The sequence below is a fragment of the Amycolatopsis sp. NPDC043889 genome (genome assembly GCF_056435645.1).
The window spans coordinates 401,346-426,184 of the sequence record NZ_JBWKEC010000003.1 but is presented as its reverse complement, the minus strand read 5'-3'; the positions used below and the strand labels follow the sequence as shown (position 1 = coordinate 426,184).

General features: G+C 69.4%; 26 protein-coding genes. 16 read left to right on the top strand and 10 right to left on the bottom strand.

Translation table 11 applies throughout. The features are described from left to right. Positions 1-22 precede the first annotated feature (22 nt). From AC0685_RS10115 to AC0685_RS10085, 7 genes are all read left to right on the top strand, one after another. On the top strand, positions 23-757 hold the full coding sequence (locus AC0685_RS10115; protein ID WP_478225240.1) for a GNAT family N-acetyltransferase: 735 nt from the start codon (positions 23-25) through the stop codon (positions 755-757). Beyond that, the gene (gene cofD / locus AC0685_RS10110; protein ID WP_478225210.1) at positions 754-1,749 is read left to right on the top strand and encodes a 2-phospho-L-lactate transferase; all 996 of its coding nucleotides are present in this window, start codon (positions 754-756) and stop codon (positions 1,747-1,749) included. Before AC0685_RS10115 ends, cofD begins: the two co-directional genes overlap by 4 nt. Then, positions 1,742-3,079: a coenzyme F420-0:L-glutamate ligase gene (locus AC0685_RS10105; RefSeq protein WP_478225209.1), complete on the top strand. Its 1,338-nt coding sequence runs from the start codon at positions 1,742-1,744 to the stop codon at positions 3,077-3,079. Before cofD ends, AC0685_RS10105 begins: the two co-directional genes overlap by 8 nt. Further along, the gene (locus AC0685_RS10100; RefSeq protein WP_478225208.1) at positions 3,076-3,621 is read left to right on the top strand and encodes an NUDIX hydrolase; all 546 of its coding nucleotides are present in this window, start codon (positions 3,076-3,078) and stop codon (positions 3,619-3,621) included. The genes AC0685_RS10105 and AC0685_RS10100 overlap by 4 nt, the downstream gene beginning before the upstream one ends. 27 nt (positions 3,622-3,648) lie before the next feature. Further along, positions 3,649-4,350, top strand: coding sequence for a hypothetical protein (locus AC0685_RS10095; RefSeq protein ID WP_478225207.1), 702 nt, complete (start codon positions 3,649-3,651; stop codon positions 4,348-4,350). A gap of 84 nt (positions 4,351-4,434) precedes the next feature. Then, on the top strand, positions 4,435-4,785 hold the full coding sequence (locus tag AC0685_RS10090) for a GntR family transcriptional regulator (RefSeq protein ID WP_340684489.1): 351 nt from the start codon (positions 4,435-4,437) through the stop codon (positions 4,783-4,785). A 51-nt stretch (positions 4,786-4,836) separates the two neighbouring features. Then, positions 4,837-5,052, top strand: coding sequence for a hypothetical protein (locus AC0685_RS10085; RefSeq protein WP_478225206.1), 216 nt, complete (start codon positions 4,837-4,839; stop codon positions 5,050-5,052). A 38-nt stretch (positions 5,053-5,090) separates the two neighbouring features. On the opposite strand, the gene AC0685_RS10080 is transcribed toward AC0685_RS10085, so the two are convergent. After that, the gene (locus AC0685_RS10080; RefSeq protein ID WP_478225205.1) at positions 5,091-5,987 is read right to left on the bottom strand and encodes a DNA-3-methyladenine glycosylase family protein; all 897 of its coding nucleotides are present in this window, start codon (positions 5,985-5,987) and stop codon (positions 5,091-5,093) included. A gap of 73 nt (positions 5,988-6,060) precedes the next feature. On the opposite strand from AC0685_RS10080, the gene AC0685_RS10075 reads away from it, so the two are divergent. Further along, positions 6,061-6,513 carry an adenylyltransferase/cytidyltransferase family protein gene (locus AC0685_RS10075; protein WP_340684492.1) on the top strand — a complete coding sequence of 151 codons (453 nt, stop codon included), beginning with the start codon at positions 6,061-6,063 and terminating at the stop codon, positions 6,511-6,513. A gap of 125 nt (positions 6,514-6,638) precedes the next feature. Further along, positions 6,639-7,139, top strand: a complete 501-nt coding sequence (locus AC0685_RS10070) for a hypothetical protein (protein WP_478225204.1) — start codon at positions 6,639-6,641, stop codon at positions 7,137-7,139. Positions 7,140-7,220: 81 nt separating this feature from the next. Here the strand turns inward: AC0685_RS10070 and AC0685_RS10065 are convergent, their stop codons facing one another. The 4 genes from AC0685_RS10065 to AC0685_RS10050 all read right to left on the bottom strand — a co-directional run bounded on the left by AC0685_RS10065 (position 7,221) and on the right by AC0685_RS10050 (position 11,744). Continuing rightward, positions 7,221-8,261: a serine hydrolase domain-containing protein gene (locus AC0685_RS10065; protein ID WP_478225203.1), complete on the bottom strand. Its 1,041-nt coding sequence runs from the start codon at positions 8,259-8,261 to the stop codon at positions 7,221-7,223. A gap of 58 nt (positions 8,262-8,319) precedes the next feature. Continuing rightward, a complete protein-coding gene (locus AC0685_RS10060; protein WP_478225202.1) occupies positions 8,320-9,183 on the bottom strand; it encodes a glycosyltransferase family 2 protein in 864 nt (287 codons plus the stop codon). A gap of 289 nt (positions 9,184-9,472) precedes the next feature. Then, a complete protein-coding gene (locus tag AC0685_RS10055) occupies positions 9,473-10,609 on the bottom strand; it encodes a glycosyltransferase family 4 protein (RefSeq protein ID WP_478225239.1) in 1,137 nt (378 codons plus the stop codon). A 37-nt stretch (positions 10,610-10,646) separates the two neighbouring features. Then, complete coding sequence (locus tag AC0685_RS10050; RefSeq protein WP_478225201.1) at positions 10,647-11,744, bottom strand: glycosyltransferase family 4 protein; 1,098 nt, start codon at positions 11,742-11,744, stop codon at positions 10,647-10,649. Positions 11,745-11,763: 19 nt separating this feature from the next. Here AC0685_RS10050 and AC0685_RS10045 point away from each other — a divergent pair, with 19 nt between their 5' ends. From AC0685_RS10045 to AC0685_RS10035, 3 genes are read left to right on the top strand one after another with little or no spacing between them, the layout of a single operon-like run. Then, complete coding sequence (locus AC0685_RS10045) at positions 11,764-12,675, top strand: glycosyltransferase (RefSeq protein WP_478225200.1); 912 nt, start codon at positions 11,764-11,766, stop codon at positions 12,673-12,675. 32 nt (positions 12,676-12,707) lie between these two features. After that, positions 12,708-15,221, top strand: a complete 2,514-nt coding sequence (locus AC0685_RS10040; RefSeq protein ID WP_478225199.1) for a glycosyltransferase — start codon at positions 12,708-12,710, stop codon at positions 15,219-15,221. Beyond that, positions 15,214-16,302, top strand: a complete 1,089-nt coding sequence (locus tag AC0685_RS10035) for a glycosyltransferase family 4 protein (protein WP_478225198.1) — start codon at positions 15,214-15,216, stop codon at positions 16,300-16,302. Before AC0685_RS10040 ends, AC0685_RS10035 begins: the two co-directional genes overlap by 8 nt. 33 nt (positions 16,303-16,335) lie before the next feature. On the opposite strand, the gene rfbD is transcribed toward AC0685_RS10035, so the two are convergent. Continuing rightward, a complete protein-coding gene (gene rfbD, locus AC0685_RS10030; RefSeq protein ID WP_478225197.1) occupies positions 16,336-17,217 on the bottom strand; it encodes a dTDP-4-dehydrorhamnose reductase in 882 nt (293 codons plus the stop codon). Positions 17,218-17,221: 4 nt separating this feature from the next. Then, a complete protein-coding gene (gene rfbB / locus AC0685_RS10025; RefSeq protein ID WP_478225196.1) occupies positions 17,222-18,205 on the bottom strand; it encodes a dTDP-glucose 4,6-dehydratase in 984 nt (327 codons plus the stop codon). A gap of 150 nt (positions 18,206-18,355) precedes the next feature. On the opposite strand from rfbB, the gene AC0685_RS10020 reads away from it, so the two are divergent. From AC0685_RS10020 to AC0685_RS10010, 3 genes are all read left to right on the top strand, one after another. Beyond that, positions 18,356-19,891 (top strand): LCP family protein, encoded by a 1,536-nt coding sequence (locus AC0685_RS10020; protein WP_478225195.1) that lies wholly within the window; start codon positions 18,356-18,358, stop codon positions 19,889-19,891. A gap of 88 nt (positions 19,892-19,979) precedes the next feature. Beyond that, a complete protein-coding gene (locus AC0685_RS10015; RefSeq protein ID WP_478225194.1) occupies positions 19,980-21,299 on the top strand; it encodes an LCP family protein in 1,320 nt (439 codons plus the stop codon). Between the two features lie 9 nt (positions 21,300-21,308). Further along, positions 21,309-22,016: a TIGR03089 family protein gene (locus tag AC0685_RS10010; protein ID WP_478225193.1), complete on the top strand. Its 708-nt coding sequence runs from the start codon at positions 21,309-21,311 to the stop codon at positions 22,014-22,016. Positions 22,017-22,080: 64 nt separating this feature from the next. Here the strand turns inward: AC0685_RS10010 and AC0685_RS10005 are convergent, their stop codons facing one another. Then, on the bottom strand, positions 22,081-22,506 hold the full coding sequence (locus AC0685_RS10005; protein ID WP_478225192.1) for a DoxX family protein: 426 nt from the start codon (positions 22,504-22,506) through the stop codon (positions 22,081-22,083). A gap of 148 nt (positions 22,507-22,654) precedes the next feature. On the opposite strand from AC0685_RS10005, the gene AC0685_RS10000 reads away from it, so the two are divergent. Next, positions 22,655-23,107 carry a hypothetical protein gene (locus tag AC0685_RS10000; RefSeq protein WP_478225191.1) on the top strand — a complete coding sequence of 151 codons (453 nt, stop codon included), beginning with the start codon at positions 22,655-22,657 and terminating at the stop codon, positions 23,105-23,107. On the opposite strand, the gene AC0685_RS09995 is transcribed toward AC0685_RS10000, so the two are convergent. Further along, positions 23,055-23,483 (bottom strand): hypothetical protein, encoded by a 429-nt coding sequence (locus tag AC0685_RS09995; protein ID WP_478225190.1) that lies wholly within the window; start codon positions 23,481-23,483, stop codon positions 23,055-23,057. The genes AC0685_RS10000 and AC0685_RS09995 overlap by 53 nt on opposite strands. Positions 23,484-23,645: 162 nt before the next feature. Then, on the bottom strand, positions 23,646-24,818 hold the full coding sequence (locus AC0685_RS09990; protein WP_478225189.1) for an acyl-CoA dehydrogenase family protein: 1,173 nt from the start codon (positions 24,816-24,818) through the stop codon (positions 23,646-23,648). Positions 24,819-24,839 lie beyond the last annotated feature (21 nt).

The following is a 24,839-nucleotide window of genomic DNA, read 5'->3' as shown; positions in this document are numbered from 1 at the left end:
TCTAACCGTGAACAGTGCGGAAATGCTCGAGCTCACCTGTAGCCAGGCTTGGACTCCCCTGCTCGAGAGCCGGATCGGTGACTGGAGGCTCCGCTGGGCGGACGGGTTCACCGCGCGGGCCAACAGTGCCCTGGCGATCGGTGACCCGGGAAAACCGCTGCCAGACGCCCTGCGGACGGTCTGTGACTTCGCCCACGATCATGCCATCCCGCCCGTCGTTCAGGTGATCCAGAACACGTCTATCGAGGACGCCATCGCCGCCCGCGGCTGGGTCCACTATGTGGAACACCGCCCCGCGCACGAGGTCCGCGTGCTGACCGGGCCGCTCTCGCACGGGACCTCGGCGGGAACGGTGATTCTGGACGAACCGACGTCCGGATGGTGGGAGATGACGGCGGGCGGCGCGGATCCGGCGGAGGCGCCAAGGCACGTCCTCGGCACCGGCAAGGTCGGCTTCGGGGTGGTCGAAATCGACGGCGTCACGGCGGGCGCGGTGCGCGGAGCGGTCGTCGGCGAGTGGCTGCACATCGCCCGTTTGGAGGTACGGCCGGAGTTCCGGCGGCGAGGGCTCGCACGCGGGCTGATGAACGCCGTGGGCGCCTGGGGCGCCGCTCAGGGCGCGACCGGGATGGTGCTGCAGGTCGCGGTGGCGAACTCCGGCGCGCTGAAGCTGTACGAAAGCCTGGGCTGTACGGAGCACCACAGGTACCGCTACTGGGCCCCGGCTCCGGGGGCGTGCGAGGATCGCCCGTCGTGAAGGTCGTCATTTTGGTCGGCGGAGTGGGCGGGGCCCGCTTCCTGCTGGGGGTCAAACAAGCACTGGGTCTGCCCGCGACCGGTTCCGCGCCGGAATCGCCGCATGAGGTGACCGCGCTGGTGAACACCGGGGACGACGTGTGGATGCACGGTCTGCGCATCTGCCCGGACCTGGACACCTGCATGTACACCCTCGGCGGGGGGATCGACGAGGAGCGCGGCTGGGGTCACTCCGGGGAGACCTGGACGGTCAAGGAGGAGCTCGCCGCCTATGGTGCCGAGCCGACCTGGTTCGGCCTGGGCGACAAGGACATCGCGACGCATCTGATCCGTTCGCGGATGCTGCGCGCGGGCTATCCGCTGTCGCAGGTCACCGAGGCGCTGTGCGATCGCTGGCAGCCGGGCGTACGCCTGCTGCCGATGTCGGACGACCGCGTCGAGACGCATGTCGTGATCGACGACCCCGAGGATCCGGACCAGCGCAAGGCGATCCACTTCCAGGAGTGGTGGGTGCGCTACCGCGCGGAGCCGAAGGCGCATTCGATCATCGCCGTCGGCGCCGACGAGGCCAAGCCGGCGCCCGGCGTGCTCGACGCGATCGCGGCCGCCGACATCGTGCTGTTCGCACCGTCCAACCCGGTGGTCTCGGTGGGCACGACGCTCGGTGTCCCGGGAATCCGCGACGCACTGCGGAAGACGCGTGCCAAGGTCGTCGGTGTCTCGCCGATCATCGGCGGTAAGCCGTTGCGCGGTATGGCCGACGCGTGCCTGAGCGCGATCGGCGTGGAGACCTCGGCCGAGGCCGTCGGACGGCATTACGGATCCCGCGAGCAATCCGACGGCGTGCTCGACGGCTGGCTGGTCTCCGAGGGGGAGACCGTCGACGTGCCGGGAGTCGCCGTCCGCGACGTACCCCTGCTGATGTCCGATGTGGACGCTACGGCGGCCATGGTGCGCGCCGCTTTCGATCTGGCGGGAGTTTCCGTTGAGTGACCACGCTTCCGCGAAGATCGAGATCCTGCCGGTCGAGGGCCTGCCGGAGTTCCGCCCCGGCGACGACCTGACCGGGGCGATCGTCGAGGCGGCCCCCTGGCTGCGGCCGGGCGACGTCCTGGTCGTGACGAGCAAGATCGTCTCCAAGGTCGAAGGCATGCTGATCCGGGTCCCGTCCGATCCGGAGGAGCGCGACGCCGCCCGGCGCAAGCTCGTCGAAGAGGAGTCCGTCCGCGTGATCGCGCGGATCAACCGGACGGTGATCACCGAGAACAAGCTCGGCATCGTGCAGGCCGCGTCCGGTGTGGACGCGTCGAACGTGGCCTCCGGCGAGGTCGCGCTGCTGCCGTCCGATCCCGACGCTTCCGCGCTCGCGCTGCGGAACGGGCTGCGTGAACGGCTCGGTGTCGAGGTCGCCGTCGTCGTCACCGACACGATGGGCCGTGCGTGGCGGGTCGGGCAGACCGACGCCGCGATCGGTGCGTCCGGCCTGCGGGTGCTGCACTCGTACGCGGGTGAGGTCGACAGCCAGGGCAACGAACTCGCGGTCACCGAGGTGGCGATCGCCGACGAACTCGCCGCCGCGGCGGATCTGGTCAAGGGCAAGCTCGGCGGGACCCCGGTCGCCGTCGTGCGCGGCCTCCGGCTGACCGACGACGGTTCGACCGCCCGCAAACTGCTCCGCCCGGTCGAAGAAGACCTGTTCCGCCTCGGTACCGACGAATCCATCGCCCAGGGCCGCCGGGAAGCCGTGCTCGCGCGGCGTTCGATCCGGTCGTTCACCGACGAACCGGTCGATCCCGAGGTGCTGCGCCGCGCGGTCGGGACGGCGCTCACGGCTCCCGCTCCGCATCACACGAAGCCGGTCCGGTTCGTGTGGCTGCGCGAGGAAGGCTTGCGCCGCAAGCTTCTCGACGCGATGAAGGTGTCGTGGCAGGCCGATCTCGAAGGCGACGATTTCACCGCCGAACAGGTCGCGAAGCGCCTCAGCCGCGGCGACATCCTGTACAACGCGCCCGAAGTCGTGGTGCCGTTCCTCGTCGCCGAGGGCGCGCACACCTACCGCGACGACCGGCGGAACGCTTGTGAGCACACGATGTTCACCGTCGCCGGTGGCGCCGCCGTGCAGGGCCTGCTGGTCGCGCTCGCCGCCGAAGACCTCGGCTCGTGCTGGATCGGGTCGACCATCTTCGCGGCAGACATCGTGCGTGACGTCCTCGGCCTGGACGAGCGCTGGGAACCGCTCGGCGCCGTCGCGATCGGGCATCCCGCCGTCCTCCCGCCCGCGCGCGGTCCCGTCGAACCCGGTGAAGGACTTCTCGAACTGTGACCCTGCACGACGACGTTGTGTCCACTTTGTCCGGTTGGCGACCGGGGGACGCGGCCCAGGAATCCTTGCGCCAGGCCTATCTCGGCTTCCTCGCCGCCCGCGACGACGTCTGCCGCCGCGAATGCGCGGCCGGGCATATCACCGCGTCGGCCGTCCTTCTCGACGCCGACGCGGAAAACGTGCTGCTCACCCTGCATCCGCGAGTCGGGCGCTGGTTGCAGCTCGGCGGGCATTGCGAACCAGGCGACGCGACGCTCGCGGACGCCGCGCTTCGTGAGGCACGAGAGGAATCCGGTATCGAGGACCTCGTGATCGACCCGGCCCCGGTGCATCTCGACGTCCACCCGATCACGTGCTCGCTCGGCGTGCCGACCCGGCATTTCGACGTGCGTTTCGTGGTGCGCGCGCCACGGGGAGCGCAACCGGTCCAAAGCGACGAATCGGACGATCTTCGTTGGTGGCCGGTGGATTCCCTGCCGGAAGGGTCGGAAGATCTCGCCGAACTGCTGGAAGCCGCCGTGCCCGCGGCGTCCGGCCGTTAGGGTGTCGGCTGACGTTCTTAAGGGGGAATGATGCTGACGACGCTGACGCCATACCTGGACCGGGTCCGGGTCCACAGCAGCGGTGACGGTGACGGCTTCGGCTGGTTTCTGCTGATCTTGGCGATCATCGTCATCATCATCGTGATCGTGGTGATCATCGTGAAGGTCAACCAGGCCAAGAAGCCGCCGATGACCTTCCCGCAGAACCCGAACTTCGGCGGTGGCGGCCCGGCCCCCGGCTTCCCGCCGCCTCCCCCGCCCGCCGGTGGCCCCGCCCCTCAGGGCAACTGGCAGCAGCAGCCCGGTTTCCCGCCGCCTCAGCCCGGTTACGGCCAGGCGCCCGGTTTCCCGCCGCCTCCGGGCCCGGCGGGGTTCCCGCCCCCGCCCGGCGCCCCCGCGGGTTTCGCGCCACCTCCGGGCGCCCCGGCACCCAATCCGTTCGGCGCGCCCGGCATGGCTCAGCCCGGTTTCCCGCCGCCTCCCCCGCAGCCGGGGCCGCCGATCGACGGCAGCGCGGACCGTACCCAGGTCGTGTCCCCGCAGCAGCAAGCGGATGCCGGCGCCGACCGCACCCAGGTGGTCTCCCCCGCGAGCGCCGACCGCACGCAGGTCGTCCCGCCCGCGGGCGCCGACCGGACGCAGGTGGTGCCCGGTGGCGGCGGTGACGCCACCCAGGTCGTTCCCGGCGGTGGCGGCGACCGGACGCAGGTCGTCCCGCCCCGCCAGTAGTCCGACTGTCCGTGAAGGCCTCCTTCCCTACCCTCAAGGTAGGCAAGGAGGCCTTCACGGCATTTCCAGCAGGGAGAAAACCGCATGGTCAGGGTCGACCCGAACTCTCCGGTCCCACCTTTCGAACAGGTCCGCACCGCCTACGCGGAGCGGATCAACGACGGCACGCTGCCCGTCGGGGCGAAACTCCCGACCGTGCGGAAACTCGCCGAAGACCTCGGCATCGCCCCGAACACGGTCGCCAAGGCCTACCGAGAGCTCGAAGAAGCGGGCCTGATCGAGACCCGCGGCAGGGCCGGGACGTTCGTGAGCGCCGTCGGTGACGAGTCCCGTGAACGGGCGAGGCAGGCGGCCGCCGACTACGCCGCGCTGACCAGGAAGCTGGGTCTCGGCCGCGACGAGGCCAAGGCGATCATCGACGCCGCGCTGGGCTGATCCACCCCTCGCGACCGCTCACGGCGATCATCCACCGGCTAACCTCACCGCATGGGAGTCTCCGTGTTGATGCTGCTGATCATCTTCCTGGTCCTCGCCGGTGTCGGCGTCGGCATCTTCTTCCTGGTGAAAGCGCTCAGCAAGCCCAAGCCCCCGATGTACCCGCCGCAGCAGTACCCGCCCCACGTCCCGCACCAGCAGCATCCTCAGCAGCCGCCGCAGTACCCGAGCCAGCAGCCCTACCCGCCGCAGGACTGGGGCAACTGACTCCCGCATTCAGAGGACCAAATGCGGCGGTAGCGCGATCACATCGCGCGGTAGTCGCGGAGTTCGATCTTCGGCCCGAACCTCGGGCGGCGGAAGCCGGCCGTCGACAGGTAGCGAACCGCGCGCTGCCGCTGCGGTGAGTACGGCGCCAGCACCTCGGACATCCCGGCGTCGTCGAGTTTCGTGCCGACCAGCGCGTGCCCGACCATCGACGGGATGTTGTAGTCACCGAAGCTCACCGCGTCCGGGTCGCCCCAGGCGCGCTGCGCGATCTCCGCCGCGGTCCACACTCCGATGCCCGGCACTTTCCGCAGCCAAGCCCGGCCTTCGACACCCTTCAGTTCGACGGCCTTCTCCAGCCGGGGCGCGACGCGGGCCGCCGCGATCAGCGTCGTCCGCCGTTTCAGGTCCACCCCGGCGCGATGCCATTTCCAGTCCACAATGGATCGGATGGCGACGGGCGTCGGCGGCACGCGCAGCCGTGCCGGTCCAGGCCCTGGCGCCTGCTCCCCGAACCAGCGGCACAGCTCGCCCCACGACCGCAGCGCCTCGGCACTGGTCACCTTCTGTTCCAGCACGGCGAGCACCAGCGCGTCCCACACCCGGCCGGTCGAGCCGAGGCGCAGCCCCGGGTTGCGGCGGCGCGCCGTCGCGATGACGTCGTGGTGCGCGACGAATTCGGAGTCGTCGTCGTGCGCGCCCAGCATCGCCGGAACGCCTTCGAGCAGCCTGTCCGCGCCGGGTCCCCAGGCCTCCGCCTCGATCTCGCCGTCCGTGCGCCGCAGCAGCGCGAGTGTGCCCGCGCCGTCCGCGGTGTTGGCGGCCAGCCAGGTGACCCCGCCCTCGGTGCGGACGACGTTGGGCGAACGCGATCCCCGGCTCAGCGGCCCCAGGACCGCGTCCAGATCAAGCGAGAACCCGGGACGGAACAGCACACGGTGAAACTACCCGGCACTCGGCTAGGGTGAGCGGGCCACCTGAAACCGTAAGCCTATGGAGGACTGGACGATGACCGAGCGACCGGCGAAGGCCTCGATCGTCAGTGGGTACTTCAACCCGCTCCACCAGGGCCATCTCGACCTGTTCGAGTCCGCGCAGGCGCGGTCCGGCTACCTGATCGTCATCGTCAACAACGATCACCAGCAAGTCCTCAAGAAGGGCAGGGTGATCCAGACCGAGGACGTCCGGGCCCGGATCGTCCGCGCGCTGCGCATCGTCGACGACGTGTACATCGCCGTCGAGCAGGGGCCGGGCATCGACGAATCGTTCGACCAGATCCGCGCGGCGTACCCCGACACGGAGCTCGAGTTCTGCAACGGTGGCGACAGGCGCAGCATCGAAGAGCTCCCTGCCGACGAAATCGAAGCCGGGGCGCGGAACAACATCACGATGGTCTACGGCATCGGCGGCACGGACAAGGCCGACTCCAGCACGCGGATCCTCTCGGACATGGAAGCCTGACACCGACATTTGTCGGAAGACGTTTGCGGGTCTGCTGACGGCAGCCGCACCTAGGGCCTACCCTAGACAACACACAGTCGGCCCTGAACCCAGAGGGCCCCAGGTCAGTCGGGAGGCCTAGGGGAATGGACCCCCGTGCTCGGGCGGACGCCTTGCTCGCACGCGCAAGCGCGCGTGGAGCCTTCGTCGTGACACCGGACAACGCGACGTCTCCGATGGACTCCGCGAACACTCAGCAGATCCCCCGATCGGTGGTCGCCGAGATCGACCGTTCCTCGGACCCGGATACGACCACTCAGCTACCGGCTTCGTTGATCGCCGAGAACGATCACCCGCTCGCGGGAGCCGAACCGACGACGCGGCTGGACCTGCCGCCGGCGCGGGGTGAAGGCTTGACTCAGCCGCAGCCGTACCCCCGCCGTCCCGGCGCTCCCCAGCAGACCAGGCCTCTGCCGCAGGCGACGACGCCGCTCACCCGGCGGCCGCCCGCCGCGCCGGTGCAGAGTCCCCTGATCGAGCAGCCGGAGCCGGAGACCGTCGAGAACGAGGTCGGCGGCCTGGTGCCGACGGTGAAGCAGAACCCCTCGGGCCGGTCGAACCTCTCGCGCCGCCTGGACGGCATCTAGCCCCCTTCATGCGCTATGAAAGGTCCTTTCCTTGCAAATTTTGCAAGGAAAGGACCTTTCATAGCATCCGGGGCACCCACCTCAGCCGGTTTGGATCACCCGGTCGATCTCCTTGATCGCCGCTCCCCCGCCGTACGTGGCGTTGGACAGCATCGCGACGTCCAGCCCTTCGGCCGGATAGTGCCGCATCAGCGAGCAGACGCCGACGTTCCCGCCGTCCTTGTAGTAGTGCCGCACCGAGCCGTCCGGCGCCAGGACGAATTCGAGGCCGAAGCCGTACCAGACGCCGCTGCTGTGAAGCACCTGTGGCGTGAGGAACTCCTTCGTGCGCGCAGGGCTCAGGAGTCGTTCTTCGCGGATCGCCCGCAGCAGCCGGACGAGGTCGCCGACGGTGCAGTACATGCCACCATCGGGTGACCCGATCGGCGGGTAGCTGAAGATGTTCTGCTTCCAGCCGGTGACCCGCTCACCGTCCAGGAGGGGATCCCAGCCCTCGGCGACTCTCGGCTCCGGATCGCGTCGGTCGAAGAAACCCGAATCGGTCATCCCCGCACGGTCGAGCACGATCTCCCGGACGTGGTCGCGATACGGCCTACCGGTGATCTCCTCGATCACCAGCCCGGCGAGGACGTAGCCCGAATTGCAGTACCGGCAGCCCGCGCCCGGCGCGAAATTCGGTACCCGGTAAGCGAAATTGGGCAGATGGTCCCGCGTGTCGACCACCGAGTACACCGGCTTGTCGACCCACAACGCCTCGTAACTCTCGCCCGCTTCCTCGTCGGCGTCGTCGGCGATCCCGGACGTATGCGTGAGCAGCTGCCGCGTCGTCGCCCCGGGCGCGATCGCAGTGCCATCGAGGTCGATGATCTCGCCGATCGGGCGATCGAGGTCCAGCCGCCCCTCGTCGGCGAGGCGTAACGCGGCGATCGCGGTGACGACCTTCGTGATCGACGCGGTGTCGTACCGGATGTCCGGCGCGTTCGGCACCGACCAGCGGCGGCTGGCCAGGCCATACCCGTGTTCGAACAGTGTCCCGTCTCCGCGCCGGATCAGCACGACCCCGGAGAAGCCGTCCTCCCCGGCGCGTTCCGTCAGCCAGGTGTCCAGTGCGACGAAGTCCATGCACCGACGGTAACGACGGCAGGGAGCAGAGTCGCGCGAATTCCGGTGGTCGGAACCGCTACTTCCGGCGCGTTTCGAGCTTGAGCCGCAGCGCGAGACCGGCCTTCACCGCGAGCATGACCGGCTTCCACAGGAGTCCGCGGTGACGGTCCGCGAGGTAGCGGTACGCACTTTCGTGGTGCACGCGCAGCATCTTCTCCGAAGCCTGCGAAGTCGAGTGCCCGCCGATGTGTATGACGCTGGCAGAAGGCGCGTACACGTTCAGCCAGCCCGCGCGGGTCAGCCGGTCACCGAGGTCGACGTCCTCGAAGTACATGAAGTAGCGCGTGTCGAACCCGTCGACCGAGTCGAAGGCCTCGCGGCGGAACAGCTGACAGGATCCGGAAAGCCAGCCCGCCGTGCGCTCGACCGGGGTGCCGGTCTCCTGCCGGTACTGCCGCGTCCACGGGTTGCCCGGCCAGATCTTGCCGAACGCCGCGTGCCCGATCCCGCGGCCGAACGACGGCAGCAGCCGGGCCGACGGGTAGACGGTGCCGTCGAGGTCGTGGATGAGCGGACCGAACGCGCCACCGCGCGGCCAGCGCTCGGCCGCCTCGAGCAACGCGTCGAGCGAACCGGGTTCCCATTCGACGTCCGGGTTCACCACGGCGACCCAGCCGTAACTGTTGTCGAGTTCCGCGACACCCCGGTTGGCGGCCGTGCCGTAACCGACGTTCTCGCCGATCCTGAGCAGCTCGACGTTGTCCCGGCGGGCGGCCTTGTCGAGCGCGTCGTCCGTGGAGTCGTTGTCGGCGACGACGACCTGGACGTCCCGGTCCGTCGCCTTCTCGAGCGTGTCGAGGAACTTCTCCAGGGTTTCGCCGGGGAAGTACGTCACGGTCACGACGGCGAGCCCGTCGCCGTAGCTGGGGTGCTCAGTCACGCGGCCATTGTCCACCCGTCACCGAACGCGACCACGCCGCACCCACCCCAACCCACCTCGTGAGTGGTAAGGACGGTTAGAGCCAACGGTGTCTTGCGTACCTACCGGAGGTGGCTGCCGGTCGATCGCGGGTCCGTGAAGGCCTCCTTCCCTACGCTCAAGGTAGGGAAGGAGGCCTTCACGGACACCAGAACGCCGGCAACGGCACGTTAAGGCTGGTCCAGGTCCCCTCGTGAGTGGTAAGGACGGTTAGAACCGTCCTTACCACTCACGAGGCCAGGAGTGAGACTCAGCCGGCCCGCCGCTGCGCGTGCCGGTACCAAGCCTTCGCGTAAGCCTCCCGATGCCGCTCCGCGGTCATCGCCCACGAGAACTCCTTCGCCCGCCGAAGCGCGGCTTCGGCCAGCTCGGCCCGCCTCGCCGGGGCATCGAGCAGCTCCGAGATGGCCGCCGCGACGTCTCCGGCGCCGACCCCGCAGTAGGCGACGGCGTCCCCGCCGACCTCCGGCAGCGAAAGCCGCCGGGTCGTGAGCACGGCCGCGCCGCACGCCATCGCCTCCAGCACCGGCAGCCCGAATCCCTCGCCGAGGCTCGGGTACGCGACCAGTTCGGAGCCGCCGAGGAAGCCGGCGAGCGTGTCGAACGGCAGGTATCCGGCCCGGATCACGCGCAGCCGGTGAGGTACGGCGTCGAGTGCGCGTTCGACCTGCGAATCCCAGCCCGGCTGCCCCGCCAGCACCAGCGCCGGCGGGTTCGGCCTGCCGATCACGGCGTGCGCGAAGCCGCGGATCAGCGCGGGCACGTTCTTGCGCGGTTCCAGCGCGCCGAGGAAGGCGACGTACGGGGTCTTCCCGAGTCCGACGGCCTGCCGCGCGGCCTCGATCTCGGCGGGCGAGGGCGGATGGAACCGGTCCGGTTCGACGCCGTGATGGATGATCTCCAATTCCGCGGTACGCACCTGGCCGACGCGCTCCAGTTCGGCTGCCGTCGCGATGCTCGGCACGACGCACAGCGTCGCGCGGCGAAGCGCCGTCGCGGTCCAGGCGCGGAAGAAACGCGCTTTGACGGAAGAGTGCAGCACCGCGTCGGTGAAGAAGGTCGCGTCGTGCAGTGTCACCACCGAAGCGGCCGGGCTGGCCAGCGGCATCGTGTAGTGCGGTGAGTGGACGACGTCGGCGGCGAGCCGCCGGACCAGCCGGGGCAGGGTCGCCTGCTCCCAGGTCAGCCTGGCCGTCCTGGTCGAGGTCGACGGCGAGGTGGGCACGATCCGCGCGCCGGGCGCCAGCCGGTCGTACAACACCGCGTCCCGCGGCTGGCAGACGACGGTGATCCGCGCGCCGTCCTCGTCCAGCGCCGCGACCAGCGAATCCACGTAACGTCCGACGCCACCCCGGTCCGCTGGGACGGCGGTCGCGTCGATCAGCACGCGAGGGTCATCGGTCACCCTAGGAGGGTACGGCGGCTCACCGGCTCCGCGGTGAGGAACCGACAAACTGATCGCGCTGGTGGAGACCCCAAACAGCCGAAGCGGCGCGCTGCCAGGTGAACTCACTCGAACGGCTGAGACCACGGTCACGCAGCGCATCCGCATGCTCCGAATGGTCGAGTACGTCACGAAGGGCGTCCGCAAGCGCTTGCGCCTCGCCGGCAGGCACCGCCACGCCCGCTCCCCCGGCCACCTCGACCAGGGCCGGGACGTCCGAGTGCACCACCGGCACCCCGGCCGCCATCGCCTCGATCAGCGGCAACCCGAAACCCTCCGCCCGGCTCGGCATCGCCAGCACCGACGCGCCCCGCAACGTGAACGCCAGTTCCGCGTCGCTCACCTTCCCCAGCACCCGGACGTCGGCGCCGTGCTCGCGTGCCAGCGCCACCGGGTCGATGCCACCCCAGCCCGGCTGGCCAGCCAGCACCAACGGCACCCCGATCCGGCCGACGGCGTCGATCAGCACGTCGATGCCCTTGCGCGGCTCGATCGTCCCGATCGCGAGCACGTACCGCTCCGGCAGCGGGACCTCGGCGAACCCGGCGGGCGGCCGCACACCGTGCGGGATCACGCGCAGCGGCACCGACACCGGCACCAGCGCGGTGAGCTCGTCCGCAATCGCTTGCGTCGGCACGGTCAGCGCGGTCGCCCGCGCCGCGGCCCTCGCGATCACCGCCTTGTGCCACGCGACGCCGCGCGGGGTCAGCGTCTCGGGATGCGTCCAGGGCACGGTGTCGTGCACCGCGACCGACAGCGTCCGCCCCTTCGGCACCCGGGCGGGCGCCAGCGGCGTCGGCGCGTGGACCGCGTCGCCACCAGGCCACCACGGCAGGCCCAGCTGCCAAGCGGCGATCAGCGCCCGTGGCGGGATCGGCAGCACGCGCGGGCCCTCGACACCTTCGACGACCGCGGCCCCGACAGCGTCGACACCGGCATGCCGGGCTACCACGCTCGACACCGTCCATCCCGGCGGCGCGGTCTCGGCGAGCGCCCGCAGCAGTTCACCGGTGTAGCGGCCGGTCCCGCCGGGGACCGGCGCCAGCAGCTGCTCGGCGAGCACGACCAGTTCGGGCATGGTCTCTATTCTCTCTGGAATGACCAGCACCACCGTCGTCGTGGTCACCTGGCGCGGCGCCGCGCACATCACCGCCTGCCTCGACGCCCTCGCCGCACAATCCCGCCCGCATCGGACGCTGGTCGTCGACAACGCCTCCGACGACGGGACGGCCGCCCTCCTCGCCGCCCATCCCTCGAAGCCCGCGGTGCTCCGGCTGCGGCGCAACACCGGTTACGCGGGCGCCATGGCCGCCGCACTCGACAAAGTGGACACTCCGCTGATGGCCTGGCTGAACGACGACGCCACGCCGACCTCGGAGTGGCTCGCGACCTGCGAAGACACTCTCGCCAAAGCTCCGCTCGCCGCCGCTGTGAGCGCCCGGCTGACGCTGGCCGACGGGACCGTCCAGTCGACCGGCGTCCGCCTGACCGCCGACGGCCACGGTGCCGACCTGCCGGAACCCGCGGACGAGGTCTTCGGTTTCTGCGGAGGCGCGGCCGTGCTGAACGTCGAGGCACTCCGTTCCGTCGGCGGCGTCCCGGCGTCCTACTTCTGTTACTACGAGGACACCGACACCGCGTGGCGGCTGCGGCTGGCGGGCTGGGACGTCGTGGGGGCCGAGGCCGAGGTCACCCATCGGCATGGCGCGAGCACCCGGCCGGGTTCGGTCCCGTTCCATCTGTGGAATGAACGCAACCGCCTGCTGACCCTCCTGCGGTGCGCTCCCCGCGCGGTGGCGATCCGCCAGCTGGTGAAGTTCGCGGTCCTGACCGCGGTACTCCCCCTTCGAGGGAAACCGGACGCGCCGAACTTCCGTCTGAGCCTCCGGTGCCGGGTACTGGGCGTGGTCGCCGCCCGCCTGCCGCGCACGCTGCTCGAGCGGCGGGCCATCGGGCGGCGGGCGACACTGGGCCGAGGCGCGGTCTGGGACGCGTGGGCGGGCAATTAAGCTTGCCCCAATCGAGAGCAGGGAGTACGGCTTTGGCGCAGGGGGAAACGCAACCGGTCGTCTCGGTGATCGTGGTGAACTACCGGGGAGCGGCCGACACCGTCACCTGCCTGCGCGCTCTCGCCGAACACGACTACCCGAACCTCGAGGTCATCTGCGTCGACAACGCCTCCGGCGGCACCGACGTGGCCGAGATCAGAGCCGCGGCCCCGGGCGTCAAGCTCGTCGAATCCCCGGTGAACTCCGGCTTCGCGGGAGGCTGCAACCTCGGCGCGCGGCACGCCACCGGCACCGTCCTCGCCTTCCTCAACAACGACGCCCGCCCGGCTCCCGGCTGGGTCGGCGCGGCAGTGGCCGAGCTGCGCGCGCAGCCGACGGTCGCCGCGGTGGCCAGCAAGGTCCTCGACTGGGACGGCACCGGCACCGACTTCGTCGACGCGGGCCTCACCTGGTTCGGCATGGGCTACAAGCGCCACGCGGGCAGCCCCCTGGCCGACGTCCCCGCCGCCGAACACGAGATCGCCAAGGACGTCCTGTTCGCGACGGGTTCGGCGATGTTCGTCCGCGCCGGGGTGTTCGCCGAACTCGGCGGCTTCGACGAGCGGTTCTTCATGTTCTACGAGGACGTCGACCTCGGTTGGCGCCTGAACCTGCGCGGCTGGCGCGTGCGCTACGTGCCGGAATCGCTGACCTACCACCGGCACCACGCCACGATGTCCACAGTGGACGCACCGGACTCCGGACGCGAGACGTTCCTGCTGGAACGCAACGCCTTGGCGGCGCTGTACAAGAACCTTTCCGACGAAACGCTGGCGCGCGCGCTGCCCGCCGCGCTGGCGCTGGCCGTCCGCCGGGCGACGGCGCGCGGGGACCTCGACGCCACCCGGTTCGATCTCGCCCAGGGTGTCGGCCCGGCCGAAACCGGCCCGGTCGAGGTGCCGAGGACGACGCTGGCCGGCGTGCTGGCGATCGACCGGTTCGTCGAACTGCTGCCCTCGCTCACCGAGTCCCGCGCCACCGAACAGGCCGCCCGCGTCCGCACCGACACCGATCTGCTTCCCTTGTTGCGCAAGGCGTTGGAGCCCGCGTATCCGCTGCCGCGCTATCTCGCCGCGCACGACGTCCTGGTCGAGACGTTCGGCATCGACGCGCTCTTCGGGCAGCGCCGGAAGGTACTGGTGATCACCGGCGACGCGATCACCGAACGGATGGCGGGCCCGGCGATCCGCGCGTGGAACATGGCCACGACGCTGGCCACCGAACACGACGTCCACCTGGTGACGGTCAATCCGCTCGCCGATCCGCCACCCGCGGCGTTCCGGGTCAGCGCGGCCACCCGGCGCGATCTGGAGACGCCGATCGCCTGGGCCGACATCATCGTCCTGCAGGGCCACGTGCTGGAACTCGCGCCCTCGCTGAAGAATCAGTACGCGCACAAGATCGTGGTCGCGGATCTGTACGACCCGATGCACCTCGAACTGCTCGAACAGGGCAAGGGCGTTCCCGACGACAAGCGGGCACTGGACCTCATCGGGGTCACCAAGGTCCTCGACGCGCAGCTGGAACGCGGCGACTTCTTCCTGTGCGCGTCGGAGCGTCAGAGGCACTTCTGGCTGGGCCATCTCGCCGCGATGGGCAGGCTGTCGCCGCGGCTGTACGATGCCGACCCGACCACCCAGTCGCTGCTGTCGATCGTCCCGTTCGGCCTGCCGCCGCAGGCACCGGTGCGCACCGGCCCCGGCCTCCGGTCCACTTTGGACGGTATCGGCGAGACCGACCACGTCGTGCTGTGGGCGGGCGGCGTCTACAGCTGGTTCGACCCGCTGACCCTGGTCCGGGCGATCGAACAGCTGCGACAGCGCCGCGGCGACGTCCGCCTGGTGTTCCTCGGGATGAAGCATCCCAACCCCGAGGTCACCGAGATGGACATCGGCGCGCGCACGATGCTGCTGTCCGACACGCTCGGGCTCACCGGCAAGCACGTGTTCTTCAACCAGCAGTGGGTGCCGTACGAGGAGCGCCAGAACTGGCTGCTCGACGCGAACTGCGGCGTCACCACGCATTACGAGCACGTCGAGACGACGTTCGCGTTCCGGACGCGGGTGCTGGACTACCTGTGGGCCGGGCTCCCGATCGTCACCACCGACGGTGACTCGTTCGCCGACCTGGTCCGCGAGGAACGGCTCGGCGTCGTCGTCCCGGCCGAAGACGTGGACGCGCTGGCCGACGCGCTCGAAAAGGCGTTGTACGACGAGGAGTTCGCCGCGGGCTGTGTCGAGCGAATGACCGCGGTCGCCCGGCGTTATGCCTGGCCGGAGGCCCTGAAACCGCTGGTTGAGTTCTGCCGGAACCCGCGGCCCGCCGCCGACCGGCTACCCGGCTCCGGCGACCTCGTGGTCGCCGAACCGGTGCGCGGCAAGGAAATGCTGCGCCGCGACGTCGGCCTGATCCGCGAGTACCTAGCCGATGGCGGCCCGAAGGAGCTCGCGCGGCGCGTCGGCGGCCGCGTGGTCAAGGTCGCCAAGCAGAGGCTCGGCCGTGGCTGACCGCCCCTTGCGCGTCCTGCTCGACGGGACCCCGCTTCTCGGTGCCAGGACGGGTATCGGCCGGTACACCGTCGCGCTGTCCGAAGAGCTCGCCTCGATGTCCGAAGTGGACACTCGTGCGGTCGCGTTCACGTTGCGCGGCTGGCGACGGCTGCGGCACGTGCTCCCGCACGGCGTCCGGGCGCGCGGCATGCCGGTGGCGGCGCGGCTCCTGCGCAAGGCGTGGCTGCGTTCGCAACTGCCGCCGGTGGAGCTGTTCGCCGGGCCGACGGATGTCGTGCACGGCACCAATTTCGTGCTGCCCGGCCGGTTCCGCGCCGCGGGTGTGGTGACCATCCACGATCTGGCCTTTTTGGACGCTCCCGAGGAGCTCGCGCCGAGCGATCACGAGCTGCCGCGGCTGGTGCGGCGCGGCGCCCGGCTCGCCGACGCGATCTGCACGCCCACCAACGCCGTCGCCGACCAGGTCGCCGAACGGCTCGACGTGGACCGCGGCAAGATCATCGTCACCCCGCTAGGCGTGAACCCGGCCTGGTTCACCGCCCGCCCGCCGGACCCGGAACGCCGCAAGGAACTCGGGCTCCCGGACAAGTACCTGCTCTTCGCCGGCGCCCCCGGGCCCAGGAAGGGCCTGCACTGGCTTCGGCAGGCGCACGAAGCCGCGCCGGATCTGCCGGATCTGGTGTTCGTCGGTCCCGGTTCGTTCGCGGTGGGCTCTCGTTCGCGGCACGTCGGCTACCTGTCGGACGTGAACCTCCGGCGGGTCGTCGCCGGGGCCAGCGCACTGGTGCTGCCGTCGCGCGACGAAGGCTTCGGGCTCCCGGTGCTGGAAGCGCTGGCGTCGGACGTCCCCGTGGTGTGCACGGACATCCCGGCGCTGCGCGAGGTCGCGGGGAACTGCGCGAGCCTGGTCCCCTACGAGGACGTCGACGGGCTCGTGGAGGCGCTGCGGATCGCCGTCAGCGACCCGCACGCCGTGGCCACTTCGGCCGCGCGCCGCGCGCACGTCGCGAACTTCACCTGGCGCGCGTGCGCCGAACTCACCGTCGCCGCGTACCGCCAGGCGAGCACGAAGCACTGACCTCCGTATTTCGTCCTCTGAATGCGAGCGGGGTCAGGAAGCGAAGTAGGCCTTCAGTGCGTCAGGCCAACCCCGAAGCGGCGTAAGACCCGCCTCGCGCCACGACGCGTTCGACAGCACCCCATATGCCGGGCGCGCCGCCGGACGCGGGAACTCCGCCGTCGTGCAAGGCTTCACGCGCGCCGGATCCGCGCCCAGCTCCGCGAAGATCGCCTTCGCGAACCCGCACCACGTCGTCGACCCGCCACCCGTGCAGTGCAGTACCCGCTGCGACGGCCCAGCACCGGCGGCGACCCGGCCCGCCAGCTCCAGCAGGCCCGCGGCGAGGTCACGGGACCAGGTCGGCGAACCGGTCTGATCGTCCACTACGGACAGTTCGTCGCGCTCCTTTTCCAGCCGTGCCATGGTTTCCACGAAGTTCGACCCGGCCTTGCCGTACACCCAGGACGTCCGCACGATCCACGAACGGGCACCCGAACCGAGCAGTGCGTCCTCCCCTGCCGCCTTCGTCCGGCCGTAGGCGTTGAGCGGGCCCAGCAGATCATCGGTCTCGTACGGCGAAGTCGCGTCGCCCGCGAACACGTAATCCGTCGACACGTGGATGAGCGGCACCCCGCGCGACGAGCACGCCGCGGCGAGTACCCGGGGACCGTCGGCGTTCACCGCGAACGCCCGCTCCTCATCGGTTTCCGCCGCGTCGACCGCGGTGTACGCCGCCGCGTTGATCACCACCGGCGACGTTCCCGCCGCCCGCGCCCGGCCGGCCAGCTCGGTCACCGCGGCGACGACCTGACCGGTGTCGCGCACGTCCAGCTCAGACGACGACGGGGTCGTGGCGTCGATGGAGTCCACAGCCAGTGCCGCGAGGTCCCGCCCCAGCTGCCCGGATCCGCCCGGTACGAGAATGCTCAGCACTTCTTCACTCCCCCGCGCGCTTCTTCAGCGGCTCCCACCAAGACCGATTCTCGTTGTACCAGGCGACAGTGTCGGCCAGACCGTCCTCAAAGGACTTCCGCGGCGCGTAACCGAGCTCCCGCGAGATCTTGGTGATGTCGACGGAGTACCGGCGGTCGTGTCCCTTGCGGTCCTCGACCGGCTCGACGCTGTCCCAGCCGGCGCCGACGGCGGCCAGGAGCCGCTCGGTCAGCTCGCGGTTGGTCAGTTCGGTGCCGCCGCCGATGTTGTAGACCTCGCCCGGCCTGCCGCCGTCGGCGACGAGCTGGATGCCGTTGCAGTGATCGTCCACGTGCAGCCAGTCACGCACGTTGAGCCCGTCGCCGTAGAGCGGGACCTTCTTGCCGTCGAGCAGGTTGGTCACGAAGAGCGGGATGACCTTTTCGGGGAATTGGTACGGACCGTAGTTGTTCGAGCACCTCGTGACACAGACGGGCAATCCGTGCGTACGGAAGAACGAACGGGCCAGCAGATCCGAGGACGCCTTCGACGCCGAGTACGGCGAATTCGGCTCCAGCGCGTGGTCCTCGTCCCAGGATCCGTTGTCGATCGAGCCGTAGACCTCGTCGGTGGACACGTGGACGAACTTCCCGACCTGCGCCTCGAGCGCGGCCTGCAACAGGGTCTGGGTACCGAGCACGTTCGTCAGCACGAAGTCGGCCGCGCCGGCGATCGAACGGTCCACATGGGACTCGGCGGCGAAGTGCACGACCAGGTCGATACCCCGCATCAGCTCACCGACCAGGGCGGCGTCACAGATGTCGCCCTTTTCGAACCGGTAGCGCGGGTTGTCGCGCACGGGCTCCAGGTTCGCTTCGTTGCCCGCGTAGGTAAGCTTGTCGAGCACGATTAGCTCGGCGCCGGCCATGCTCGGGTACGCACCCGTCAGCACCTGCCGGACGTAATGCGAACCGATGAACCCGGCGCCACCGGTGACCAGCACTCGCATGCCGCGATCCTCCCTCTGCTTCATCCCGACCGGCCGAGTGTGTCACGACCGGGGCAACCTTTCACCAGCCTACGGGCGTCTAACACGAGGATCAGTAGAGTTATGGACGAGGCACGCGTGTGCCCTGGGGAGATTCGTGGAGGACCGCACGTGACCGAGTGGCCCGGGCCACCCATTCCGGCGCGCCGTGGCGGCGTCGTGGTGTTCGCTCGCCGTGGCGTGAAGGTCGTGTTCAGCCTGGTCTCGATCACGATCCTGACGCTGACCTGGTGGGGCTGGCAGTCCATCGGCGACCTGTCGCAGGGCTTCGCGACCACGAACATCTTCGAGGACGACGGTCACCCGCCGGCGAAACCGCTGGACGGCGCGATCGACATCCTGCTCGTCGGCCAGGACAGCCGCACCGACGCGCAGGGTAACCCGCTGCCGCGAGAGGTCCTCGACATGCTGCACGCCGGTGTTTCGGACGGCGAGCGCCAGACAGACACGATGATCCTGGTGCACATCCCCCAGAACGGCAAGAAGGCGGTCGCGATCTCCTTCCCCCGCGACTCGTGGGTCGAGATCACCGGCGGTTTCGGCAAGCACAAGCTCAACAGCGCGTACGTGTACGCCTACAACGACACGTCGAAGACGCTGCAGCAGCAGGGCAACACCGACCTCAAGGACGTCGACGCCAAGGCCAAGGACGCCGGTCGCAAGAACCTGATCACGACGCTGGAGAAGTTCATCGGCAAGCCGAAGATGATCGACCGGTACGCCGAGGTGAACCTGTCGAGCTTCTACGAGATCACCAAGGCGATCGGCGGCGTCGAGGTCTGCCTCAACAACGCGGTCAAGGAGAAGAAGTCCGGCGTGGACCTGCCCGCCGGGAAGTCGACCGTCGAAGGGGTCCAGGCGCTCGCGTTCGTCCGTCAGCGGTACGACCTGCAGAACGGTGACCTCGACCGGATCGCGCGGCAGCAGGCCTTCCTGTCCGGGCTGGCGAACAAGGTCCTCTCCTCGGACGTCCTGCTCAACCCGGCGAAGATCTCGGACCTGATCGGCGCGGTGAAGAAGTCGGTCGTGCTGTCGGCGGGCTGGGATCTGCCGGAGTTCGCCGCGCAGATGCGCGGGCTGACCAGCGGCAACGTCGAGTTCCACACGATCCCGACCCAGGGCGACGCGACCATCGGCGGGGCCGCCGTGCTCCGCGTGGACCCGGCTCAGGTGCAGGCCGAGGTCGCCCGCCTGACCGCTGATGGGGAGGCGGCGCCGTCCGAGACCCCGGCCACCCTGCCGGGCGCGGAAGCGGTGACCGTCGAGCTCTTCGACGGGACAGGCTCGCCCACGGTGGCCACCGAGACCCGGACTCTGTTGCAGGGCAAGGGTTTCAAACTCACTGCCGACACCAAGCTCAGCACCCGGAACTCGACGGTCATCCGGCACGCGCCGGGTGACGACGCCGCGCTGGACCTGATCAAGCAGGTCTTCGGCACCGCGGTGCAGGCCGAGGCGGACCGTGACGTCGCGCCCGGCAAGGTGCGGGTACTGCTCGGCAAGGACTTCAAGGGCGCGTCCACCGGCGCGGTCACGCCGCCGGCGAAGACGTCGGCGCCCTCGAAGCCGGCTCAGCCGCCCTCCAGCGCTCCGGCGGCGCCCACCTCGAAGCCGATCGTCGCGGGCAATATGCCCTGCGTCAATTAATTCCGGGTACTCAGCGTGGCCGCCCTCACGGTGGCTTAGCCTTCTCCTACGATCGGACCAGCTGCAGCGCCAGGGGAGGTGATCAGGGATGAGCGACGAGGACAAGAGCGTCAACGAACGTTCTGAGCACTTGGACGCCGAAGAGCCGAAGTCCGAAGAGGACGGCAATTCGGACACCGAGAGTGACGAAAAGCCCGTCCCGACGCCGTACCCGCGGAATCCGCCGCTCCCTCAGCCGTCGGCCCCCGCAGAGGACGAAGACGAACCGAGTTCGGGTGTGCTCGACGTGCCCGAGCGCCCGCTGCGCCGCGCCGGCCGGATCACCCGGCGGATCGCGGTCGGCCTCGTGTCCCTGCTCGCCCTCGGCACGACGGGCTACGCGTACGTCACCAAGGACCAGTTGCAGAACAACGTCCCCACGACGAACGCCCTGAGCAAGGCCGACGATCCCGCCGCGCCGCCCGCCGACGACGGCGCGACCGACATCCTCCTGGTCGGCAGCGACGCGCGGACCGACGCACAGGGCAACCCGCTGCCTCTCCGCATGCTCAAGCAGCTGCGCACCGAGGACAAGGCCGGCGTCAACACCGACACCATCATCATCCTCCGCATTCCGAAGAACGGCGGGAAACCGTCCGGCGTCTCGATCCCGCGCGACACCTGGACCGAGATCCCCGGTCGCGGTCCGAACAAGATCAATTCGGCGTACGGCGTCGCGAAGACCAACTACGCGAACGCCCATCGGGGTGAAACCGATCAGGCGAAACTCGAACGTGATTCCGACCAGGAAGGCCGCAAGGCACTGGTCCAGACCGTTCAGGAACTGACGCAGATCCGCATCGACCACTACGCCGAGGTCAACCTGCTCGGGTTCTACCTCCTGACCGAGGCGCTGGGCGGCGTCAAGGTCTGCCTGAATCACGCGACCGAGGACAAGGACTCCGGCGCGAACTTCCGGCGCGGCGAACAGACCGTGTCGGGCGGCGAGGCGCTTTCCTTCGTGCGGCAGCGGAAGAACCTGCCGCGCGGCGACCTCGACCGCATCGTGCGGCAGCAGACGTTCCTGTCCTCGGCGCTGAATCAGGTGCTTTCGGCGGGGACGCTGACCAGCCCTTCGACGATGGCGGGACTGATGGACGTCGTGCGCCGCTCGATCGTCCTGGACGAAGGACTGGACCTGCTGGAGTTCGCGCAGCAGGCGAAGGGGATCGCGTCGGGCGACCTGACGTTCACGACCATCCCGGTGGTGAACATCAACGGCCGCAGCGCGGACGGCCAGAGCATCGTCGAGATCGACCCAGCCGCCGTGCGGAGCTTCGTCTCCGGTCTGGCGGGCAGGGGCGGCGGTGGCGGCGCTCCCGGCGCGGCTCCGGTGCTCGCCGCGTCGAGCGTTCCCTGCGTGAACTAACGTCGTGGCGTGAGCCTCACCGAATTGCTGCTGCGGCCCGTACTCGGGTCGCCCGCGAAACCGCTGATCACGCACTACGACGACAAGCAGGGCAGCCGGGTCGAACTGTCCGTGGCGACCACGGTGAACTGGGCGGCCAAGACGGCGAACTGGCTGGTCGACGAGTTCGACGTCGAACCCGGGGACGAGGTCGCCGTGGTACTGCCGTCGCATTGGCAGACCGCCGGTGTCCTGCTGGGCGCGTGGTGGTGCGGCGCCAGGGTGGTGACGGAGACCGCGGGCGCACGGGTGGCGTTCGTCGCCCCGGGCGGCGCGTCCGACGCGGCCGCCACGGCCGTCGTCTCGCTGCACCCGATGGGTCTCGGGCTGCCCGCCGGTTCCGTACCGGACGGCGCACTGGACTACCTGACCGAAGCCCGGCTTTCGGGTGACCAGTTCAGCCCGCTGTTCCCCGTGCCCGGCGACACTCCGGCACTGGGTTCGTCCACTGTGGACGAAGTGCTCGCCGAAGCCCGCTCTCGCGCTTCCGCTGCGGGCCTGTCCGCCGAGGATCGCGTTCTGTCCACTGTGGAGTGGGCAGGCGAGGAAGGGATTCTCGCGGGCTTTCTCACGCCGTTGGCCGCGGGTGCGCATCTGGTCCAGGTCACCGACGCGGATCCGGCCAAACTCGCTTCCCGGCGCGAAGCCGAGCGGACGACGGCGGATCTACCCTCCTGAAATGCCATGAAGGGACCTTTCCTTGCGAAATTTGCAAGGAAAGGTCCCTTCATAGCATCCGGAGTCAGGCGTCCTGGAGCTGCTTCGCCTCACGCTTGCGCCCGAAAAGCGCGTGGTCGAGCGACAGCTTGCCGGCGTTGAAACCGAGCGCGAGCCCGGCGACCGCCAGGACGAGGACAAGTTCGTAACCGCCCTGACCGGTGAGGCCGTTGTCGAGGTGCACCGAGAGCAGAGCACCGACGGAGACCACGACGAAGCCGAGGCCAACCAGCGGCGTCAGGAAACCGACGATGAACAAGATCCCGCCCACGATCTCCACCGCGATCGCGAAGATCGCCGCGAGCGTCGGCAGCGGGATTCCGGTCTGCTCGAAGAACTTCGCGGTGCCGTCGATCCCGTTTTCCCACTTTTGCAGGCCGTGTGCGAGGAAGACCACACCGACCCCGATCCGGCCGAGCAGGAGGGCGACATCCTTGAAACGAGCGAACATCGGGTATCAGCTTTCTGGTCGGTGAATATTCAACTTACTCGGATCACGGTAAGGCACCGGGCGGCTCCGATGGCACCTCCGGAGCGTGATCGACAGGTACCCGACAGGAAGCGGACCCGGTCGTTTCCGGTACGGCAGACTCTCGTCCGTGACGGACGAACGGCTGGCCGGCCTGTGGTCGGATGAAATCCTGCATCCCGGCAGCGTCGAGTCCGTGGACCTGGTGTTCCGCCGCGACGGCTCCGGATGGCTCTACTGGTCGAGCTGGAGCACAGAGTTCGCGGTGTTTCGCTTCACCTGGGCGAGCCCGGGCGACCTGGTCTTGAAGTTCCATCGCACCATCGAGGGCACGTGGTCGATCGACAACGGTGTCACCCGTCACGACGTCGAGTCCGATGAGAAGGAGGAGTCCGTCATCGAGCTGGGGTACGAAATCGCGCGCGGTGAAGACCCGTTCGGCACCCCGGTGACCCTGCTCTCGCTGGACCGCCCGCTGACCGAGCACCTGGCGGGCTCGCGGTTCGCGTGGGTCGAGAAACCGGAGTCGCTCAGCGACCCGTCCGCCGGTGCTCCGCGGCCAGACCCGTCCACCCGCCACTGACGGCCAGCACCTCGAGCACCCGCTCGGCCTGCTCCGCGAAGCCGGCCAGATCGGCGTGCAGCAACGCTATCCGCTCGGCGTCGAGCGGAACCTCGTCGTCGGCCCACAGTTCGATCACCGTGCTGACGGTCCACACGAGGAACTGGATGATCCGGATGAACCCCTCCGACGGCTCGTCGACAGCCTCGCGGTAGCCCGTCTCGATCTCGTCGCAGGCCGCGACCAGCTCACGCAACGGCCTGACGACGTCGGCCGCCGTCCCGTCCCACGCGGCCGACGGCCACATGCGATCCCCGAGTTCGAGCCACAACCGCCAGCCGGCGATCAGCTCGGCCTCGTCGTGCGGTGTCCACGACACCGGTGCGAACCAGAACATCTTTCGAGAGTGACATCGGCGGTCCATGATCGCCGTACTTCCGTGAAGCATCTCACCGAGGGGCGATCTCACCTGCGCATTTCGTCACCTGAATGCGAGCCCCGAAGCGCGTGAAGGCCCCCTCGGCTGAGCCGAGGAAGGGGGCCTTCACGCGGGAACGAATCAGCCCTTGAGCAGGGCGCGGGCCATGACCATGCGCTGGATCTGGTTGGTGCCTTCGTAGATCTGGGTGATCTTCGCGTCGCGCATCATGCGCTCCACCGGGAAGTCGCGCGTGTAGCCCGCGCCACCGAAGAGCTGCACGGCGTCCGTCGTCACCGACATCGCGATGTCCGACGCGTACGCCTTCGCGGCCGCGGCCATGTAGCCGCCGCGCTTGTCGCCACGCTCGGTCGCCGCGGCGGAGGCGTAGACGAGGTTCCGGGCGGCTTCGATCTTGATGCCCATGTCGGCCAGCATGAACTGGACGCCCTGGAACTCCGAGATCGACTTGCCGAACTGCTTGCGCTCCTTGACGTACGCGATCGACGCGTCGAGCGCGCCCTGCGCGATGCCCAGCGCCTGCGCGCCGATGGTCGGGCGGGTGTGGTCGAGGGTGCGCAGCGCGGTCTTCAGGCCGGTGCCGGGCTCGCCGATGATGCGGTCGGCCGGGATGGTGCAGTTCTCGAAGTGGATTTCGCGGGTCGGCGAGCCCTTGATGCCGAGCTTCCGCTCCTTCGAGCCGACGGTGAAGCCGGGGTCGTCCTTGTGCACGACGAACGCGGAGATGCCGTTGGCCTTCTTTTCGGCGTTCGGGTCGGTCACCGCCATCACGGTGTACCAGGACGATTCACCCGCGTTGGTGATCCAGCACTTGGTGCCGTTCAGCACCCAGTGGTCGCCGTCGAGCTTCGCGCGGGTGCGCATCGACGCGGTGTCCGAGCCGGCTTCGCGCTCCGAAAGCGCGTACGACGCCGACGCTTCACCGGAGGCGATCGACGGCAGCACCAGCTTCTTGAGGTCTTCCGACGCCGAAAGAATGATCGGCACCGTGCCCAGCTTGTTCACCGCCGGGATCAACGACGCCGACGCGTCGACACGCGCGACCTCCTCGATCACGATGCAGGCGGCGATGGCGTCCGCGCCCTGACCGTCGTAGGCCTCACCGATGTGGACGGCGTTGAAACCCGACTTGACCAGCGCGTTGTACGCCTCGATCGGGTAGCGCTCGTCCTCGTCGACCTCGGCCGCGTACGGCTCGATCTCCTTCTCCGCGAGGGCACGCACCGCGGCCCGCAGCTCCTCGTGCTCTTCGGCAAGCTGGTACAGACCCGGGCCGTCAGACACCTTCGTCACCTCTTCTAACCGCGTTTGGGA